This window comes from Maledivibacter halophilus (assembly GCF_900167445.1).
GTDB lineage: Bacteria > Bacillota > Clostridia > Peptostreptococcales > Caminicellaceae > Maledivibacter > Maledivibacter halophilus.
On the sequence record NZ_FUZT01000005.1, the window covers coordinates 224,857 to 243,535 of the forward strand.

An 18,679-nucleotide genomic window follows, 5' to 3' on the forward strand; every position below is an offset into this window, starting at 1 on the left:
ATGTATATAATAATAATACTTTGGAAGGTGATGGGTATGGATAGAAAAAACAGCCTTCATATCATTAATGATATTTCATATGATAGCTCATGGAGTTTCTATTTACGTGATAATACTTTATATTACTATAAAGGAGAAAATCAGCATGAAAAACCTAAAAAATTAATAGATGATGTAAAACTCTTTGATTTATCCATCGATGATAAACAAAGAGTTCATATTCTGTGTGTAATAAATTCTGGCGAACTTATCTATATTATGCTCCAGAAAGACATCTGTAATAAAAAGATATTACAAAGCTTTCCAAAGGAAGTAAATAGTATTGAACAAGTCAGAATATTATCACTTGGAGATGTCGTACATATATTTTACGACTTTAGAATTACTGGAAAAAATGCAAAATATTATAATTATAAATCCTTTATAATCCATTTATATAAAACTGAACATGAATGGATTCAATCATATATAGGTACATTTTATAAATCTATTAATCCAAAATTCTTTGTAGACATTGATAAAAATAAAAATTTATACTTTTTTTACTTAGATTCAGATCAAAAAGCACAATATATCAATTCCTTGACATTTACTAAAAAGAAATCAAAATGGTTTAATTGGAAGAAAATAAAATTGAATACTAATAATAATAAATTACTCAATATTATTATAGATTCCAACAATAGAATACATAGTATTTTTGCAAATTATAATTGCATGGATATTTATTACGGGTATACTGAATCTTCATCTACCTTTAACAGATTTAATAAGCTAATTGACTGTGAAGAAACAAAATCTTTAGAATTCAGTATTTTTGAATTTAATAGTGAAATATGGATAGTATGGTTGTGTGAAGAAAAGATTTACTATTCATCTTCAAAGAATTTTGGAGAAACCTGGAGCAATATTTTAGAATTTACATCTGATGCACTTGAAAAAATAAATTATTCCTCTATCGATTGTATTTCAAATGTCTCTAAAACAATTTCTTCCTTTGGTTTCATAAATGATAATGAAACCTTTATATTAGGAATAACTAAAATTCCTGAAATTAAAAATGAATATCCCGATGTCAATACAGATAGTAATGAATTATTTAATATTGATAGTATAGAGGAAACGGAAAACAAAAATGCTGAAACAAATCAGAATCTATCTAATACTAACTCAAATATAGAAAACGAATTTTTAGATAATGAAAATTCAGATGCTTCAGATATATTAAAAACAAAGGAAATAAACAATAATTCTATTTGGAAAAAAATTGCTAATTACCTTACATTAAAGGAATAAATTTCTTATGAAAATAAAAGAAAATAAAAAGCTCTAACAGTTATGTTAATATATTACCTCCCAGATGGAAAGAAAAAGATCTATGTTAGAGCTTAATAAATAAAATATTAACTTTGGTTTTAACACCTAATAATATAGATATGTGACTGAGAAAAGAAGCTAAAGAAAGGGAAATAGCCCCTGGAGTTAGTTATCTTTAGCACATAAGTTCATCCTATCATGAAACTTTTTAATTTTATTTTTAATTGATTTAACATCCAATCCATATTTTTTATATAATTCACCATAATTTCCTGATTCTCCAAACTTATCTTCAACTCCAATTATTTCCATAGGCACTGGATTATTTTGTATTACTGTTTCAGCCACAGCACTTCCCAAACCACCATATATACTATGATCTTCTACTGTAACAATAGCCCCGGTTTTTTTAACAGATGATAATATCAATTTCTTATCTAGCGGTTTAATACTGGCCATATTTATAACTTCTAAGCTTATATTTTCTTTCAACAATTCTTCAGCAGCCAATAAAGCATAATACGTCATAATACCGTGAGCCACTACAGTAATATCCTTACCTTCTTTTAAAATATCACCTTTCCCAATTTCTGCTCTGTGATCACTACTATATAAATTAGCCATCTCTGCCCTTCCTACTCTTAAATAAACAGGACCTTCATATTCCAGAGCTTTTTTTATAAAACTTCTTGTTTCTACTGCATCAGAGGGTGCCAGCACACTCATATTGGGAATAGTTCTCATAAGGGAAATATCTTCTAATGCCTGATGTGTAGCTCCATCACCTCCAACTGCCAATCCTGGGTGTGTAGCAATAATTTTTACATTATTATTACTATAAGCAATACATTGTCTTATTTGATCATATGCCCTACCCGTTGCAAAAACTGCAAATGTACTGGCAACAGGTATATACCCCTCACTTGCTAATCCACCTGCCAATGACATCATATTTTGCTCGCATATACCTAAATTAAAATATCTATCGGGAAATTCATTCATAAATTTAATTGTCTTTGTTGAAGTGGCTAAATCTGCACTTAGAACAACTATTTTATCATTTTTTTTCCCAATCTCAACTAATGTATCTCCCAAAACATCCCTTGGTGACTTCATGATAAAACCACCTCCCTATGCCTTTCAATGTCCTTTTTAGCAATTTTATACTGCTTCTCATCAATTTTATTGCAATGCCAGCCTATTTGATTTTCCATAAAGGAAATCCCCTTTCCCTTTATGGTATTTGCAATAATTGCTGTTGGTCCTCTATTATTTTTATTAAGGCTATCCAAAATCTCTTGCATATTGTGTCCATTAATAGTTTCTACATTCCATCCGAAAGATAAGAATTTGTCTTCTAAATTTTTAAAGCTTAATTCATCAATTAATGTTTGATCTAGCTGAAGCTTATTGTGATCCACTATTACAGTTAAATTGTCAAGCTTTAAATGATTTGCGCCTGCAACGGCTTCCCAATTTTGTCCTTCTTGAAGTTCTCCATCACCCACCATAACAAATACTCTACTTTTTAAATCCTTAAGCTTTAATGCCAAAGCCTTTCCCATTCCATAAGATATTCCCTGACCTAAAGAACCTGCTGTCATTTCTATTCCTGGAGTTTTTCTAGTATCAGGATGTCCTTGTAAAATAGAGTTTATGCTTTTATATCGATAAAGGTTTTCCATTGGAAAATATCCTAAATCTGCAAGTATAACATATAAGCCTAAAACTCCATGGCCTTTACTTAGAATAAATCTATCTCTATCATCATTTTTAGGTTCATTAGGATATATTTTCATGACCCTATAATAAAGAGCAGTTAAAATATCTATTGTAGATAAAGCACCTCCAACATGACATTTACCAATCTCATATGCAAAATCAATAACTTTTTCTCGTATGTAAGCAGCTTTCAATTCTAAGTCTTTCATTTGTTTTTTCTACCTCCCTTTAAAGCTTTTTACTAAATTAACCTGTTGTGCTATTAAATCAAGTTTTCTGTTTTAAAATATAACTTAGGAAATATTAATACTCCCCATATAAAAACTAGTACAACAAGTTAAATTAGAGTTATACAATTTCCTCAACTACCAAAAATTCTTAATATATTCCCTAACAAAATTCCTACAACACCAAAGTCTGCATCGCTAAATGTTGCATTGGCATAACCTAAATCTCCTAAAACCGGCATTAATAACACTGGTAAAAAGGTTATTAAAATTCCATGGGCAAATGCCCCTAATATAGCTCCCCTTTTACCACCGGTGGCATTACCGAATACCCCCGATGTAGCCCCACAGAAAAAGTGTGGAACAACTCCTGGAATAATTACTGGCAGCCCTAATATCATTAATATAAACATTCCTACAACTCCAGCCGCAAAGCTAGATAAAAATCCAATTAATACAGCTGTAGGTGCATATGGGAATACAACAGGGCAGTCCAAAGCAGGTTTTGCGTCAGGCACCAGCTTTTCTGCAAATCCTTTAAAGGCTGGAACTATTTCAGCTAGAATCATTCTAACTCCTTGCAATATAATGAATACTCCTGCAGCAAAGGTTATTGCCTGAATTATTGAAAATACTATGAAATGTTGGCCTCCACTTACCTTTTCTGTAAATTCCTTTCCAGCTGCAATAGCTGAAATCAAATAGATTATACCCATGGTAAATGCAATAGCCACTGGTGTATCCCTTAAAAAGGACAGTCCCTTTGGTAATTTCATATCTTCAGTTGAATTTTCTTTATTACCAAACCACTTACCTATATAGCCTGCTAAAACATAGCCTGTTGTACCAAAATGAGCAAAGGCCACTTCATCTGTACCAGTTATATCCTTCATGAATTGCTGTGCAATGGCTGGAAAAAATACCATTACAATACCTAAAATAATTGATCCTAATGCCACTAAAGCTACTCCTGACATTCCACCTGCTGCCAATATTGCAGCTATCATAATTCCCATATATAAAGTATGATGGCCAGTTAAAAATATATATTTCCACTTCGTAAATCTTGCTATAATTATATTTACAATCATCCCAAAAAACATAATCAATGCCATTTCTTTTCCAAATGCTTTTTGAGCAATTGAAACTACAGCTTCGTTATTTGGTACTATACCTGTTATGTTGAAGCCATGCTGGAACATTTCAGAAAAATTATTCAATGATCCTACTACTACATCTGCTCCAGCTCCAAGAATAATAAATCCCATTATAGTTTTTAATGTGCCTTTTATACAATCTGTCGATGACTTTTTCTGAGCCAATAACCCCAATAATGCAACTAGTCCAACTAGAACTGCAGGTACACTTAAAACATCATACATTAAAAATCTAAAAAATGACATTTCTTTCCCCCTCCACTTTTTTAAATCTTTAAATTATACTTATGCCGTCTAAAATAGACTACAAAGCCCCAAGCTTCTTAAATGTTTCTTCAAGCTGTTTTTTCATATCAGCCTTGTCTATCATACTCTTTAGAGAAATAACTTCACCATCTATTCCCTCAAGTTGACTGGTAATATCCTTTGTACCAATATAAATATCAGCTCCTTCTCCTTTTGCTGATCCTAAATCTGTATGATCCACTTGAGCATTTACTCCTAAATCTTTAATAATTTCTTTTATGCTCATTTCCATCATGAAACTGCTCCCTAATCCACTTCCGCATACTACTAGTATTTTCACATATGACACCTCCCTTCTATTTTGAATATTTTTCTAAAATCTTAATAACTTCTTTCTTTTCTTTTGCATTTAAAATTTTTTTTACATCTTCAGAATTATTTAATAATCCCATGAGCTGAGATAAAGCCTTTAAATGCGTTTCATTATCTATTGCAGCAAGGGTTATTATAAGATTAACGGGATCATTATCTTCATTGCCAAATTCAACTGGATTTTTCAATGTCATAATACTCATGGATAATTTCTTTACTCCTTCCTCTGGTCTGGCATGGGGTAATGCTATTCCCGGTGCTATCACAATGTATGGTCCAATTTCCTTTATTTTATTTATAATTCCATGGATATATCTTGGTGTAATATAGTCTTTATCTAAGAGTATTTTCCCACCCTTGTATACAGCATCTTCCCAATCAACTACTTCCATGTTTAATTCAATATTGTCACATGTTATCAAATCCTTCAGCATAGGCTTTCCTCCTTCAAATTCATTACCCTTTTCACTATTTTTCAAAATAAAAGTTATCTCATTTTGTAACTGTTCATAATTCCTTACATCACAATGATTCGATATTGAATTCATTATTCTTATTACTATATTTTCTGTTAAACTATTATTTTTAATTTGAGATACATTAAGGGTATTCTCTATTAATTTACAATCCTCCCAACTCAGTAGAGGATTTACAACCAATGTGGCAAAAAATTTATTCTCTATGTCTATCGTTGATATTATAAAATCTATTTTTTCATCCTTGTATTTATTACAGTCAAATATTGATATTGTATCTACTATATTTATCTGGGGAAATTTAACTTTTAACTGTGCCTCTAAAAGTTTTGATGTTCCAACTCCACTACCACAAACTACCAGAACATGCACTTTGCCATCATGGCTATTTTCTTGATTATGTAATGCACAAGCAAAATGCATGGCTATATAGCCAATTTCATCGTCATTTGCCTTAAAGTCATAGGTGTTTTCTACTATCTTAAATACTTTTTTAGTTGTTAAATATATATGTTTATATCTATTTTTAATATCCTTCAATAATGGATTTTCTATCTTAATATCAAATTTAATTCTATATATAGCTGGTCTTAAATGAAGAGTTAAATTTTTAGTCAAAAAATTTTTATTTGTAATAGTAACACCATATTCCTTTTCAAAATTTCTAATCAACATCTGAGTCAAATCAAATACTAATTCATTTTCAAACTGACTATTAAGATCTTTTTGAACCCTCGTTCCAACAAGATGCATAGTCATATATGCTATTTCATCATCGGGAATTTTTATATTAAATTTCTCTTCTAATTTTTCAGCTAATTTTACAGCAATTTTAAACTCAGAAAATTTTTTGATCTTATTTAAATTATCTCCTGACATTTTAATTTCCTTATTGGAAAGTAATCTTTTTATGGCAATAGCTAAATGAGTAATTAAATTCATATAAGAATTATATGTAAATTCCTTTTTTAATAATTTTTCAGCATATTTTACACACTCTTCAATATAATTTATATCTATTTTATTAAATAAATTTTTCAGCTCCTTTGATATACAATTATCTACTTCGTACATCCCATTAATTACTTTTATAATATCTATGGCCATATCTTTGTTAAGAATCTGCGTCATTAATTCTTTTACCGAACTTCTTTTTTTGTTTTCTTTACCCTCGAGAAAATATCCAATTCCTGTTTTCCCAACTAATTTCACTTCACGTTCTTTAAACCATAATCTAAGAGCTTTTAATTCTTTCAATATTGTATTTTTACTTACAAATAAAATATTTTGTAATTCTTTAATAGTAATAGGTTCACTTGAATCTAAAAGCTTCAATGCTATAATTTTTTTCCTTTCATCACTTGAATTTACATATGAATATGCTTCAATATCCCTTAAAGACTCTTTTATAACATTTTTTTCTTCATTATCAATTGTTATCCCTTTACCATGTAGCCTTTGCAACTTATTCATATTTTTGCTGACTAGCCAATCATCAATCTTTTTTAAATCATATCTAATAGTTCTCTGGGAAATATTTAATCTTCTTGATAAAGTTTTTACAGTAACTGAATCTCCTTCATCAATTATATTCAATAAAATAGCAGAAGATCTTTTATCTAAAATCATTTAATCTCATCCTTTACTTTAATTTTATCTCTAGAATCTATTCTATAAAAGTGCATAATATGTTGATTATCATCCTGCAAAATTGGAATATCTAATTTTTTATGGCAAAATTAATCAAAATGAATATAAAATTCAATTGTAATAAAAAAAGATAAATCATGTAAAAAATTGGATGTCGAATTTTGTAGAATCCTTTTCTATCTTTTGGTATCATATATATATGAAAAAAATCTAACTAGAAGGTGATGAAATGAATTTCAAAAAAAATCTCTCGAAGATTACTTCGATAGCTATTCTTTCCACTTCACTAATTTCTTTTATTCCTGTAAATTCTTATGGTGCTACATATTACACTTCAGACGGATATAACTCTTCTAATCCATATACAACAAACTATACTTCAACAAATACTACAATTACTAGATATTATTCAAAAGATAACAGTACTACCTCTAATCCAAGCAACAACAATTCTGTTGAATCTAATTATTCATCAAATGAAAACATACAGTCTAATCCACAAAGCTATGGAAATTATAGTGTATCATCAAGTGGTTCTGTAACAAGATATTACTCAAAAAATACACAACCAGATTACAACACTAATACTTCAAATACTTCAAATACCTCAAATACTTCAAATGAAAATACTAATTATACAAATAATACTGATACCTCTAATAGTAATTCGACTTCCACTGATACAAGTAGCTCTTCTTCCTTTAAAGGAGATGTAGAAACACAAAAAATGCTTTCTTTAATTAATGAAGAAAGAACTAAAAAAGGTCTAAAACCCCTTATACTTCATGAAAAGCTCACTTCTGTGGCAGAGCTTAAGGCAAAGGATATGGTAAAAAATAATTATTTATCCCATACTTCGGCTACCTATGGAAGTATATATACTATGATAAAAAATGCAGGTATAAGCTATTATAACGCTGGAGAAAATATCGCCAGGGCCTTTAGCATTGAAAGTGCCCATAATAATTTTATGAACTCCTACATGCATAAAAGAGCAATTTTAGCCGATCATTTTACCCATGTAGGTATAGGAATTGAAAAAGAAAGTGGTGGCATGTATAAGATTTCTGTAATGTTTATAGAAGAAAAGTAAAAAAGGCTGAATTTTTCAGCCTTTTTCTAATATTTACTCATTTTCATCTGGAGATGGTGGGTCAACAATTTTAGCATTTATCTGTTCTGGGAATAATCTTGGGAATTCTACACATAACCCGCCTTGGTCTTCGAATTCACAGAATCCTGTAGATAATACACAAAGCTGCACTGGAACTTTAACTTTCTTTTCACATATAATACAAAATACTAATATAGGTCCAGTAATTACTAAAGTATTACCATCTACGCTAAGACTTCCTAATCCAAAAGGAAGTATCAAATCACATAATACTCCACAGAATATAGCTAAGGATGGTTTTGTTGCTGCTGCCGTTGATGGTGTACAAAGTCGCGCAAATTTCCTAAGGCTTATTGGATCTAGCATTGAAAGATCAATAGTTTCACTAACTGAGAATTTCTTTTCTTCTCCATCGGTTTTTAAAACTGTTCCTTTAACCTTAATTTCTACTTCTCCTTCAACGGTTATTCTCTGGTCAACAACTATTGGTGTTCCCTTTCCCTCTGCATCACATTCTGATGTATCTACACATGCTAGATTTATCTGGTTTATACCTCCAGGACCTGGTACAAAAGTAGGATCACATGGTGTAGTTTGCCCATTAATAGATAATACATTGTCCCTTATTATAAGTCCAGCACTATTACATGTTATAGTCACATCAATAAACTCTTCAATGTCAGTTCCAGCAATCGGAAAATTACTAATCCTTAATTCTGGAATTACTCTGTCTACTTCATCTCTAAGTTGGATAGCGTCATATACTTTTTCAACAAATATACATTCATTCGTTATTACCTCTGGATCATATTTTGCTGGAGTAATACATCCTGTATTTGCTCTACAACAATCATTCTTACTTTGTTCCATGATTCCAGATTTATTGTATATTCTCTTACCCATAATCTAAAATAACCTCCCTACTAATAATTTTGATTTCCAATTAATCACTTCGATTTTTATAACCTAATTATTAAACAACGAAGTCTTTATATCTACTTCAGTATATGAAGTCCTCTTTTTATTTGTTACAAATTGAGTTATATATTTTTAATCTTACGAATATATTTTTATAAGTCGAGGAAATTGCATAATTACCTTTTATAAAAACTAACTATCATATATAGTTTTAAAATCTCAAAAGCACTACAATATATATTATGCAATTGTCCCAAATTGAAATTATGAAATTATTTCAAGTCTAATACTTTTAAGGTGATAATATGACTTTTATTAATAATATTCAAACAATTATTAGGAAATCCAATGGCAATATTATAAATTGTTATGTAATAGATAGCTCCCTATATATTAGAAATTTTCTATATAAAACTGGCTGGGAAGATCCTGTATCAATAATAGAAAATACTAAGCATAATGAAGTTGATATAAAAGTTGATAATAATGATTTGGTATATGGGATTGTAAATAATATAGAAGGTGAAATACTTTATCTCTTTTCAGATAAGAAATCGATTTATCCTAAAAAACTATTTGAATATGATAAAGATAAATATTTAATAAAATATCCCTATATAAAAAAATATGAAAATACTATTATCATAGCTTACTATTTACAAGACCTGACAAATAAAAAAGACTGGACAATCGCATTTCATTTTTTTGATGGCGCTAGGTGGTTACATAACCATATATATTCAGTTAAAGCTTTTCCTATTATTAATCCTTTTATCATATACAGTTCAAATAATTACATTGACCTTTTTTATTTTGATTTAATTAATAGCAAAGAAGAAGTATTTATTAGACAATTTTCAAAAGAAACAAAATCCTGGAAAAATCCTGTGCAACTTACATCTTCTAATAATCAAAAGCTATATTTAAATGTACTAAAGGATGGTTTAGATTTTTATCATATTACATGGTCTGAATTCATAAATGAAAATTTGATTGTCAGATATCTTAAAGGTAATTTTCAAAACAACGACTTTCTAACAAATGAAGTAAAATCTCTTTCTATGCCTGCCAATTGTTCTTTTCCTACCTTCATAAAAACCGGCAAGGCTTTATGGTGTATTTGGGTACAAATGAATAATTTATATAGCTGTTATTCAATGGATCATGGTAATACTTGGTCTAAGCCAATAATTGATAAAGAAAGTCAGGACTCAAACTTCATTAGATATAAATTCTATTCAAATTATAGTCAGGATATTGATAATTTTAATCTTAATAATATATTTGGAACAAGTTACCCTGTAATGTCCTTTTTAGGCTTTAAGAATATTAAGTAGTGCAAAAGCGTCCCCTGGGAACCTAGGACGCTTTTGTAATTTTAAGTCTTATTTATTAACCTTAAGCTTAATTATTATTATTTATATTTTTTTAAAACCATATATATTTTTTCATTGTTTTTATAACAAACCTTATATATCCTATATACATCCAATTTATTAGATGATATTTTTTTTACTATAAAGTCATATGCGCTTTCATCTATTTTTATAGCCATGCTACAGCTTTTAGAAAGGTATCCAGGTGCATTATATAAATTTGGTTTATATTCATTTTCTTTAAGAACTTTTTCTAAATGAAAAGCATGGTTTTTTGAATTAAATACAACAATAATACTATTGCTAACCATATAATCATCCTTTACAAAATACTTATTACAGTATATTACTATATGTTAAATCAAGTTACAACAAAAAATCTTCACCAATAGTGGATTAATCTTAAAACTTGATTTATAAATTCTAAAAATATCAATGCTTCTGGGATTCTTTTGATGTGCAAATTTACTTTTGAATTTAATTCACTAAAATACAGATATTTTCATATTATATAGCAAGAATTATAACACTGTATTCATTATTCATATTTTCAAAGCGAGGTGCTAAATTTGGTAGAAAACTCTTCACAGACAAATGAAATAGTAGTTAAACAAAATTGTGTAGATGTATCGGCAAATGTTGTTGAATCATGTGAAAACACACCTATTAGAATAGAAGGAATTACTGATAGAGTAATAGCTAAAATACCAGTTGTTTTAGCTAAGTTCAATGTACAGGTAAATGTATCAGCCAAGGTAAAACTTCCAGAAATAGCATTGGAAATAAAAAATGTTAAGATAAAACTTATGCTAACTCAGTGTATGCTTTTACAAGATACAAACACACTATTTATTAAGGGACTTGTACGTAAAAATATAGATTATTCCACAATAGAAAAATGCCCGACTACAAAGGATGTATGCGGAGACATACGCCACTGCACTGTGAATATCCCCTTTGAATGTACTACAACTGTAGAGTTTAACGGATTTCCACCTGCTGAAATTGTTCCATCAACCTGGAAAGAATTCCAGTATTTTCAAAAACAGAAATTACCTAATAATTTTGCTGAAAAAGACAGACTTTTATCTGGTGACTTATCTGAGTTCAATCAGAATAGTACAGAATACTATAATGATCTTCCCTACTGTGAATTAGTAAACAGCTCAATTATTAATTTAGATGAATATCTTAACCGTAAGATAATACGAAATGGACCAATACAAGAAGGAGTTTTTGAAGAATTTGAAGAGAAAATGACCATAAATATTGTATTAAGAGTTTTGCAACACAGACTGGTGGAAATTAATTAATTTCAAATGTCAGGTGATAATTCCTTGCTACTACTCTTGTCAATTCTATTATAAATAAAAGCCCTATGATTTAATCATAGGGCTGTATTTTAACATAGACTTTTAAATTAAATCTTTTGTTTAAAATGCTCTATTATTTGTCACATGAAGATTGTGCAAATGCTGCAATATGACAGTTGGTAACTGAGAAGCTGCATTCATCTAATTCCATTGGTACACATCTTACAAAGTATTCGCAGCATCCAGGGCAGCTATTACAGTCACAGTAAATGAAAGAAAAAGTTTGTGCAAAATTGTCATCTTCCTCTGTTATTTCAAATAGCCACGAATTTAGTGATGTTTCATTACCATTGTCACATTTTCTAACTAGCTCAAATTCAAATTTAATTGTTCCAAATCCAGCTCCACGATTAAATGGAACAAAGTGAACATTGCTGGCAAATTCAATTTTCACTGCTGGTTTGCATAAACATGTAGTATCTATTACAACTGTTCCAAGTGTCTTAGGTCTACCAGCTTGATTTGGGCTAGTTAGAGAAATACTCTCACCATTATCTGCAAAGGTAAATCCATTTCCTTGACCACATGCCATTATTATTGGTTTTGGTAATTGATGACCTGCTGGTTTACACTGAACACAATCCTTGTTATTATCTTTTCTTTTCCAATCATAATATTCAATTGACATATTAAATCCTCCTAAAATTTTTTCAACAAAGATATTACTGCTCGTATTTCCATAAGATTATATGGTTTATCTTAAAATTATATTTTTAATGTACTTATCTAAATTTTGTCTTAAATTTGGTTCTTCTTCTTCTAATACTTTTAGATATTTATCTATTACTCCCAATTTTTTTAATGTTCTTAATATGGATTTATGCATATAATGTTTTTTCCTCCGGGGATCAACTACTTTTATACTTTCATCTTCCTCAATAAAAACATGCTTACTTACACCATCTAATCTCAGCTTCAATTCCTCAAATTCCTTAGCAAATTCAATTAGATTATGTGCTAAATTCTTTGAAAGACCATTTTTTTCAATATATTCTTTAATAGGAACTCCTTCAATATATTCTCGAAGCATGAATTTACCTTTACACTTTATGACCTTTGGAAAATATTTATTTCCTTCCATCATTTTTAGTATCTTATATTCTCTTTTGCATAAACTGGTATTTCTATAGACCTTCAAAGCTTCACCATTAGGGGTTAGAAAAACTTTTCCCTCTACCCCTTTTCCAATGAAATTTAGATCCATAACATTTATGCCAAATATTTTTTTGCCCACAGAAAATACCTCCTATGTTAATTGTCTACTTTTATGCGGCTTCTTCCTAATACCTCCTTCTCAATATATAATTCTAATATGCAAGATATCAGTTGGTTTTATAAATTATTCTAAAGAATAAACAGCTTTATTGTCCCCCCTGTTTTCTTGCACTACATATTATTCCAGAGTATAAAAATGGTTACATGCTTTATAAAAAAACTCCAATTAGTCTTATTAAGACTAATTGGAGTTTATAATTTGCTTATGAATATATTCAGATGTTGTTAGTTGAAGCAATGCTCCGTACTCTAAATTAAATTTAATCTCATCACCAACTTTATATTCCTTTTCACTATCGGTAACATCAATAATTAAGTGATCGCTGCTTGCTCCAATGATTTCTATCTTTTCATTTATTGGGATAAGATTATCTGGATTTACGTCCTGTCTGCCTACTGCTAATATAGCCCGTTTTCTATTGCCTTTATCCTCAAAGGTAGGTTTGTTGCCAAAGGCATCCATACCAATCTCTCCAATGGGTATGGAGGGCTTTACCTTAAGCTCTATAATCTCTGCTGCTAACTTAAACGCATCCTGATAGGTATTTTCAATGGAATTACCATAGGCTGTTTCTCTACCTAAAACTATTGATTCACCTAATCTTAAATTATTGATTTTATCTGGGATCTCATTTTTTTCTATAATATATAAGCTGCTTGAATTTCCGCCAGAAATAATATCTAATTCTATATTAAATTCATTCTTTATCTCATCAGCTATTCCAGCTAGCTGGCCTAGATTTTCTTTATTGGGAAGAACTCCACCATAGCATGTTAAATTAGTACCTATTCCCTTAAGCTTTATACCTTTAAGTTTTAATATTTCTTTTACTATAGAATTTACATCATCTACCCAAACACCTTCTCTTAAATCTCCTAAATCAACCATGAGGATGATTTCATGGACTTTATTTAGCTTTATAGCTTCTTTAGACAGTTCTTCTATTGTGCTAAGCTCAGAATTAAGACTAATATCTGCATATTTTACTACCTCATGGACTTGGCTTATCATTGGCAATCTCAATAATAGCTTCGGTATATTTAATTCAGCTAATTTTACTAAGTTTTCTATTCTAGAATCTGCTAAATATTTAACTCCGCCTTCTACCATGGTATTAGCCACCTTGGGAATAGCACAAAAGACCTTCGTTACTCCAGCTATATCAATATGATGCTTTTTGCATAAATCTACAAGAACTTTTGTATTATGTTTAACCTTATTTATATCAATTTCTATTCTTGGACAAATAAACATATTTATCACCACCCAGCTATCTATTTTGTATTGCTTTTGGGTTAAAATTAAGGTTGAGAATTAGGGTCATATCCTTTGAATAACAGCCAATGAATAATAGCCAAAATTCACTAAATCTTCTCCCAGAAGGATTGACCCTACTCAACCTATAGGAATTGACCTAAATCCAAGCTTTAATCTATTTTCAAACTCTGCTTTAATAAATTAAATGCTGCTTCTTTATACCTTTTAGACAAAACTCCCAGGGAAGCCATTATATAATCATTGTCAATTAATATTTCAGCTTCCTTTGTAGGCAACAGTTTATCTCCTTTATTACTTAGTGCAATCTGTTTTATAATATTAACTCTGTTTGGCAATCTCGTTAAAGCACCACCAGTTCCTATAATCCATTTTACATTTGTCAAATCCTTACCCTCAGCCAAGGTTTTTTTACCATTGCTTCCATATAAATCTCTAAAGCCTCCTGCATGACGATGGACGGAATTAATAACAGCCTCTATAGTAAGTCTTTCAACAAAGCTTATTTGATCATCGGTCACTGGTATAGGCCTGTGATTTTCTATGAGCTCCTCTAATTTTTTCTCATTTATTTTTAAATCCTTAATCAATTTTTCTTTTCCAATGATTTCTACAATGTTCCTCATGTTAACATATACTCCTAGGTCCCCTTCTACTGTCCTCTTAGCAGTAGGTTCGGGACTAATTAATATTCTATTAACCTCTTCACTGCCATCAGTCACAGAGTGAACATCAGTTGTTGCGCCACCTACATCTAAAGTAACCAAGTCACCAATATATTCCTTCAATAGCTTAGAAGCTTCCATAACCGCCCCGGGAGTAGGTATAATTGGTCCCTTTACAAGCTCCCTAACCCTAGTCATACCAGGAGCATGGATAATATGCTCCTCAAAGGCATCCTGAATAACTTCCCTTGTGGGCTCTACATTTAATATATCTATCTTTGGATAAACATTATCTACAATATATAATAGATGAGACTTATTATTTTCTTCAAATATTTCTTTAACATCTTCATGGTTTTGAACATTTCCCGCATAGATTACAGGAACATCTATATCTAATCCTGCTATGACTTCAGAATTATAAATGGCTGTATCCCTTTCTCCATAGTCAACTCCACCGGCAACAAGTATTATATTTGGACTCATTTCCTTTATCTTTTTTATATCTGACCTTCTAAGCTTTCCGGCAGTAACCAAATGGATATTTGCCCCTGCTCCAAGGGCAGCTTCCCTGGCAGCTTTAACTGTCATATCATAGACCAAACCATGAACAGTCATTTTGAGACCACCGGCTGCACTGCTTGTTGCAAGCATTTCATCATAGCTTATTTTGTCACAACCTAGACTTTGTCTTAGATTTTCTATTGCATTATTCAGTCCAATATTTACGTCTCCTTCTAATACAGTAGTTGGGGCTTGCCCTTGCCCTAAAAACTTAGGGCAAGTTTCTATATCACCAAAGGCATTAACCACCGTCGTAGTACTACCGATTTCGGCAACTAGGACATTAATTTTCATTTTGCTTCATTTCCCTTCTTTTCTTAACTAAGAAAGTAGCAACATGCACACCTTTAGATGATTTTCCAAATCCACCATCGATACCTTGCTTAACGGCTATTTCAGGAGTTACCTGTGTGCCACCACAAGCTATTATTATATTATCCCTTATGCCTTTTTCTACAGCATATTCATGTATTCTTCTCATATTTTTGTAATGGATATCGTCATGACTTATAATTGTAGAAGCCAATATAGCATCTGCATTTACTTCAATTGCAGCATCTACAAGCTTTTCTATAGGGCAGGAAGTACCAAGATATTCAACCTCTATACCCCATTTTTCTATGCCCCCATGTTTTATATCAATAACTTCACGAAGTCCAACTGAATGCTCATCTTCACCTACAGTTGCAGCCACAACCTTTAGAGGTCTTTTTTCGATTTCTTCCCAAAGTTCTTCGTCAGTCATTACATCTGGTTCCGGCGGTATCTCTAAAGTACTTATGTCAAGATCAAATTCCACTTTACCCTTTACTTGCACTCTAGTACCTTCTGAAGGATGCATCATTTCAAGATGAATAACCTCCGGATCCTTAAGGTTCATCTTCTTAGCAAATTCTATTGCCGCAAATTCAGCAACTCTTTTACTTACTGGTAAAAATAATTCAACTTGTACTGTTCCATCTGCAAGCCATTCAACCTCTGGCTTTATAAAGTTAGAATTTCTATACTTTTCAGATTCATCTAAACGGGCATAAACATTGTCATTTTCATCTAATTCATCGATATATATAATTTTTTCCGGCTTTTCCAGTGTACAGCCACCAATTAAGCTTGATGGATTATCAACAGCATTTTTATCATACTGAGCAACATTATTATATCCATAGTGGGCAGTTACAGGAGCCATATAGTCTTCATCTCTTTCAAATATAGTCCCTACCCCTATTCCACCTTCGATTTTTCTTCCTATACCGTCTCCGTTTCTTTCTGGATACATTCCTGAATCAACAAAGAAACCCTTTTCTACTGCTTCAAAATATCCTCCAACTTCAATTAACTCTTCCAAATAAAGAACTGCTCTTTCCTTTAGTTCTCTAACTTTTTCTGGTAAATATCCCTCTGTCTTAAGCTCTACCATTTCCATTAATCCGTCAAGTCCAACTAAAGTTTGTTTAGCAGTATCACATGCCTCGATATTATACATATGCCACGGAACATTTCTTCCTTCATCGGGGGTAATTGTTGATTGAATATCGGCCCTAGTCAGTTTAGATATCATCATATTCATAACATGGGTTACAGTGGCTTCTCTGGATGATGAAGTAATGTATTTTGTGTTTTGTTGAGCTCTCATCTTGTATTCATCAAATAAATCCCTTAGTGCAACGGCATAGGGAAGATCATACTTTGTACATGGCACCGGTGCAGCAGAAGGAGGTACTGTTGAAAGACATATATCTTCTTTTTTCATCCCAACCTTATGGGAGAATATTGAGTTGATTCCATGCTGAACCATAAGCTCAGGCATAACCTTCCATGCATCCCTTGCAGTTGCATTAGCATTGTGGGCACCATCAATTTGTGCCATACCAGCCCATGCCATAACCTTCTTGGATTCAGCCGCATCAACAAAGGATCTCACCATATTAATATTTCTATATAAAATATTGTACTGAGGATCCTGATGGGCCCCATTTACACCTTCTTCAGCAAACATAACAGCTATATCAGGACCAGCAACTCCCGATACATAGGAATGGTAATTTATTGGTCTTCCTACTTCTTCTTCTATAAGATCAAGGGCTTTCCTTTGGGATCTTACTTGTTTTCTTGTTACAGGAATTCCACCAATACCTTGGGGAGAGCCTTCAATAAGTCCGTCATAATGGGATTGTCCGGCAGTTCTAATAACCATAATATGGTCAGCCCCATGCCATGCAGCCATTCTCATTCTTCTAATGTCATCTTCGAATCTTCCGGAAGCTATTTCTGTAGTAATAGACTCTTTAGGCTGCGGGTCTAAGTTATCAAAATATTGAACCGCTGCCGGTATGCCTATAGAATTTTTCAGTGGCTCTGAACAATCTGAATAAGTATGGGGTCCCTCCTTAAGCTCATCTACCTTCTTTCTCCAGGTCCAACCCCTTCTCTTAGGTCTATAATTTTCTAAATCACTTAAAATCTCTCTTATATCCATTTTTTCATTCTTATCTATCTTTTTCATTACTCTTTCCCTCCTTTAAAGATTGCTACGGCATCATCCCAATGCTTACCTTCAATCATTTCAAGACCAGCTTGTCTTAGAGGGATATTTTTATCCTTTGATATTCTATATACAATATGTCCTACACCTTTTCCTATTAAGCCTCTATCTATTGCTCCTTCAACTAGGGGTTTTGCCTCTAAACTCGAAAATCCCATTCTCAGAAGTACAGAACGCTCTATTGAAGGTGATGTGTGAGTTCTAGCAAGGTCAAGTAAAGGATTAACTGCTTTTTCTGCTAACTCCCAAAATCTTTGCTTTAATTCTTCATCGGTAAGATTAGCTAGATGCTTTCTTCTCTCTTTAAAATCATCATCTCTCTTTATATATCCTTTCATGCTTTTCCTCCTTAATATCTTAATATATACAATCCAATGAAAATTTTTAATTGTAGGATGTATTATTTAAT

General features: G+C 31.3%; 17 protein-coding genes. 4 read left to right on the top strand and 13 right to left on the bottom strand.

What is annotated here, in order from left to right; genetic code table 11:
* Positions 1-36 precede the first annotated feature (36 nt).
* A complete protein-coding gene (locus tag B5X81_RS11345) occupies positions 37-1,296 on the top strand; it encodes a hypothetical protein (protein ID WP_079491835.1) in 1,260 nt (419 codons plus the stop codon).
* Positions 1,297-1,482: 186 nt separating this feature from the next.
* Here the strand turns inward: B5X81_RS11345 and B5X81_RS11350 are convergent, their stop codons facing one another.
* The 5 genes from B5X81_RS11350 to B5X81_RS11370 all read right to left on the bottom strand — a co-directional run bounded on the left by B5X81_RS11350 (position 1,483) and on the right by B5X81_RS11370 (position 7,146).
* Positions 1,483-2,433 (bottom strand): transketolase family protein, encoded by a 951-nt coding sequence (locus B5X81_RS11350; RefSeq protein WP_079491836.1) that lies wholly within the window; start codon positions 2,431-2,433, stop codon positions 1,483-1,485.
* The gene (locus tag B5X81_RS11355) at positions 2,430-3,248 is read right to left on the bottom strand and encodes a transketolase (RefSeq protein WP_079491838.1); all 819 of its coding nucleotides are present in this window, start codon (positions 3,246-3,248) and stop codon (positions 2,430-2,432) included. Before B5X81_RS11355 ends, B5X81_RS11350 begins: the two co-directional genes overlap by 4 nt.
* 152 nt (positions 3,249-3,400) lie before the next feature.
* Complete coding sequence (locus B5X81_RS11360; RefSeq protein ID WP_079491839.1) at positions 3,401-4,669, bottom strand: PTS ascorbate transporter subunit IIC; 1,269 nt, start codon at positions 4,667-4,669, stop codon at positions 3,401-3,403.
* Positions 4,670-4,727: 58 nt separating this feature from the next.
* Entirely contained in the window at positions 4,728-5,009 is a 282-nt protein-coding gene (locus B5X81_RS11365) for a PTS sugar transporter subunit IIB (protein WP_079491841.1), read from the bottom strand.
* Positions 5,010-5,025: 16 nt separating this feature from the next.
* Positions 5,026-7,146 carry a BglG family transcription antiterminator gene (locus B5X81_RS11370; RefSeq protein ID WP_079491842.1) on the bottom strand — a complete coding sequence of 707 codons (2,121 nt, stop codon included), beginning with the start codon at positions 7,144-7,146 and terminating at the stop codon, positions 5,026-5,028.
* A 250-nt stretch (positions 7,147-7,396) separates the two neighbouring features.
* On the opposite strand from B5X81_RS11370, the gene B5X81_RS11375 reads away from it, so the two are divergent.
* Entirely contained in the window at positions 7,397-8,260 is an 864-nt protein-coding gene (locus B5X81_RS11375; RefSeq protein ID WP_079491844.1) for a CAP domain-containing protein, read from the top strand.
* Positions 8,261-8,293: 33 nt separating this feature from the next.
* Here the strand turns inward: B5X81_RS11375 and B5X81_RS11380 are convergent, their stop codons facing one another.
* Entirely contained in the window at positions 8,294-9,184 is an 891-nt protein-coding gene (locus tag B5X81_RS11380) for a hypothetical protein (RefSeq protein ID WP_079491845.1), read from the bottom strand.
* Between the two features lie 320 nt (positions 9,185-9,504).
* Between B5X81_RS11380 and B5X81_RS11385 the strand changes: the two genes are divergently transcribed.
* Positions 9,505-10,536: a hypothetical protein gene (locus B5X81_RS11385; RefSeq protein ID WP_079491847.1), complete on the top strand. Its 1,032-nt coding sequence runs from the start codon at positions 9,505-9,507 to the stop codon at positions 10,534-10,536.
* A 77-nt stretch (positions 10,537-10,613) separates the two neighbouring features.
* Here B5X81_RS11385 and B5X81_RS11390 read toward each other — a convergent pair whose 3' ends face one another.
* Complete coding sequence (locus B5X81_RS11390) at positions 10,614-10,886, bottom strand: DUF3343 domain-containing protein (RefSeq protein ID WP_079491848.1); 273 nt, start codon at positions 10,884-10,886, stop codon at positions 10,614-10,616.
* A gap of 258 nt (positions 10,887-11,144) precedes the next feature.
* Between B5X81_RS11390 and B5X81_RS11395 the strand changes: the two genes are divergently transcribed.
* Entirely contained in the window at positions 11,145-11,888 is a 744-nt protein-coding gene (locus B5X81_RS11395; protein ID WP_079491850.1) for a CsxC family protein, read from the top strand.
* A gap of 133 nt (positions 11,889-12,021) precedes the next feature.
* Here the strand turns inward: B5X81_RS11395 and B5X81_RS11400 are convergent, their stop codons facing one another.
* The 6 genes from B5X81_RS11400 to B5X81_RS11425 all read right to left on the bottom strand — a co-directional run bounded on the left by B5X81_RS11400 (position 12,022) and on the right by B5X81_RS11425 (position 18,608).
* Entirely contained in the window at positions 12,022-12,576 is a 555-nt protein-coding gene (locus B5X81_RS11400) for a DUF4489 domain-containing protein (RefSeq protein WP_079491851.1), read from the bottom strand.
* A gap of 66 nt (positions 12,577-12,642) precedes the next feature.
* Complete coding sequence (locus B5X81_RS11405; RefSeq protein WP_079491853.1) at positions 12,643-13,182, bottom strand: hypothetical protein; 540 nt, start codon at positions 13,180-13,182, stop codon at positions 12,643-12,645.
* A gap of 222 nt (positions 13,183-13,404) precedes the next feature.
* Complete coding sequence (orr, locus tag B5X81_RS11410; RefSeq protein WP_139380308.1) at positions 13,405-14,478, bottom strand: ornithine racemase Orr; 1,074 nt, start codon at positions 14,476-14,478, stop codon at positions 13,405-13,407.
* A 173-nt stretch (positions 14,479-14,651) separates the two neighbouring features.
* Positions 14,652-16,022 carry a GlmL-related ornithine degradation protein gene (locus tag B5X81_RS11415; protein ID WP_079491854.1) on the bottom strand — a complete coding sequence of 457 codons (1,371 nt, stop codon included), beginning with the start codon at positions 16,020-16,022 and terminating at the stop codon, positions 14,652-14,654.
* Entirely contained in the window at positions 16,012-18,231 is a 2,220-nt protein-coding gene (gene oraE, locus B5X81_RS11420) for a D-ornithine 4,5-aminomutase subunit OraE (RefSeq protein WP_079491856.1), read from the bottom strand. The genes B5X81_RS11415 and oraE overlap by 11 nt, the downstream gene beginning before the upstream one ends.
* Positions 18,231-18,608, bottom strand: a complete 378-nt coding sequence (locus tag B5X81_RS11425; RefSeq protein ID WP_079491857.1) for an ornithine aminomutase subunit alpha — start codon at positions 18,606-18,608, stop codon at positions 18,231-18,233. Before B5X81_RS11425 ends, oraE begins: the two co-directional genes overlap by 1 nt.
* Positions 18,609-18,679 lie beyond the last annotated feature (71 nt).

Excerpts from the sequence above, each read along its gene's own strand:
- B5X81_RS11415 (WP_079491854.1), bottom strand. The coding sequence starts at position 16,022 with ATGAAAATTAATGTCCTAGTTGCCGAAATCGGTAGTACTACGACGGTG.
- B5X81_RS11380 (WP_079491845.1), bottom strand. The coding sequence starts at position 9,184 with ATGGGTAAGAGAATATACAATAAATCTGGAATCATGGAACAAAGTAAG.
- orr (WP_139380308.1), bottom strand. The coding sequence starts at position 14,478 with ATGTTTATTTGTCCAAGAATAGAAATTGATATAAATAAGGTTAAACAT.
- B5X81_RS11390 (WP_079491848.1), bottom strand. The coding sequence starts at position 10,886 with ATGGTTAGCAATAGTATTATTGTTGTATTTAATTCAAAAAACCATGCT.
- B5X81_RS11350 (WP_079491836.1), bottom strand. The coding sequence starts at position 2,433 with ATGAAGTCACCAAGGGATGTTTTGGGAGATACATTAGTTGAGATTGGG.
- B5X81_RS11345 (WP_079491835.1), top strand. The coding sequence starts at position 37 with ATGGATAGAAAAAACAGCCTTCATATCATTAATGATATTTCATATGAT.
- B5X81_RS11425 (WP_079491857.1), bottom strand. The coding sequence starts at position 18,608 with ATGAAAGGATATATAAAGAGAGATGATGATTTTAAAGAGAGAAGAAAG.
- B5X81_RS11400 (WP_079491851.1), bottom strand. The coding sequence starts at position 12,576 with ATGTCAATTGAATATTATGATTGGAAAAGAAAAGATAATAACAAGGAT.
- B5X81_RS11360 (WP_079491839.1), bottom strand. The coding sequence starts at position 4,669 with ATGTCATTTTTTAGATTTTTAATGTATGATGTTTTAAGTGTACCTGCA.
- oraE (WP_079491856.1), bottom strand. The coding sequence starts at position 18,231 with ATGAAAAAGATAGATAAGAATGAAAAAATGGATATAAGAGAGATTTTA.
- B5X81_RS11385 (WP_079491847.1), top strand. The coding sequence starts at position 9,505 with ATGACTTTTATTAATAATATTCAAACAATTATTAGGAAATCCAATGGC.
- B5X81_RS11355 (WP_079491838.1), bottom strand. The coding sequence starts at position 3,248 with ATGAAAGACTTAGAATTGAAAGCTGCTTACATACGAGAAAAAGTTATT.
- B5X81_RS11370 (WP_079491842.1), bottom strand. The coding sequence starts at position 7,146 with ATGATTTTAGATAAAAGATCTTCTGCTATTTTATTGAATATAATTGAT.
- B5X81_RS11375 (WP_079491844.1), top strand. The coding sequence starts at position 7,397 with ATGAATTTCAAAAAAAATCTCTCGAAGATTACTTCGATAGCTATTCTT.